Below are 892 nucleotides of genomic sequence, written 5' to 3' on the forward strand. Positions count from 1 at the left end.
AGCCCGGCCGCCGCGCACAACAGGCCCAGCCCGAAGATCGCGCCGCGATGCGTGTTCACGCCGCCGGTGGCGGCCAGCATCGCGTGCTCGGCGCGCAGGCCGATCCGGCGCAACGCCGCCATCTCCGCGCGCGCCGCACCGGCTTGCGCCAGTTCGGCGAGGAACGGGCGAATCGCGGCGGCGCTGCGCGCGAAGGTGGCGGCATCCATGTCGTCGTGACTGCCCTGATCGACGTGGCTGACAAGGCCCGGCTTCGGCCAAGTCCGCACTTCGAGCCGCAGGCAACGCTCGGCGAAACCGGCGATCGCCTCCGCCGCCTCGGGCGGCGACGGCTTCGCTTCGCACGCAGCCACCCGCATCGGCCCGATCATCCCGCCTCCTTGTCGTGCACGCCATCGAGAAAGTCGCGCGGCGACAGCAGCGCCACGCCGGACGACGTCTTCGCGACGATTTCACCGCGCGCCGCCAGCGCCGCATGCAGCTCGCGCCAGTTGACGCCCGCGCCGTCGGCGCGAATCACTTCGCCGTCGATGCGCATCGGCGCCTCGCCGCCATCGGCCAAGGCCGCGACGTCGTCGAGCAACGCCGCGAGCGTCGCCCCGGCATCCGGGCCGACCGGCGCGTCGAACAGCAGATCGAGATCGGAACCCGACGACAAATACGTGAGGCCCGTCATCGCCTGCCAGGCCAGGCTGCCGAACGCGCGGCAGTGAACCCGATGACGCCGCGCGATCGCATCGAGCCGCTCGAGCGTGGCGCGCCACGCCTCTGGCGCGGCCGCCTGCAACAGCGCGACGGCCGGCGGCGGCTCGACCGAGACGAGCGCCGCCTCGGGCACCACCACGCCGATGCGGCGCTTGCCGAGCGACGGCGGCAACGGCAAGCCGAGCGG

At 73.5% G+C, this 892-nt stretch carries 2 protein-coding genes; both read right to left on the reverse strand.

Going from position 1 to position 892, the window contains the following annotated elements:
• Positions 1-371 (reverse strand): triphosphoribosyl-dephospho-CoA synthase (locus tag G3N92_RS34615; protein WP_241015220.1); only part of this gene is annotated, 371 nt, incomplete at its 3' end.
• The coding region (mdcG, locus tag G3N92_RS34620) for a malonate decarboxylase holo-[acyl-carrier-protein] synthase (RefSeq protein WP_206131949.1) at positions 368-892 on the reverse strand (525 nt) is incomplete at its 5' end. The genes mdcG and G3N92_RS34615, both read right to left, overlap by 4 nt.

Source organism: Burkholderia sp. Ac-20379 (genome assembly GCF_017104645.1).
Lineage (GTDB): Bacteria > Pseudomonadota > Gammaproteobacteria > Burkholderiales > Burkholderiaceae > Burkholderia.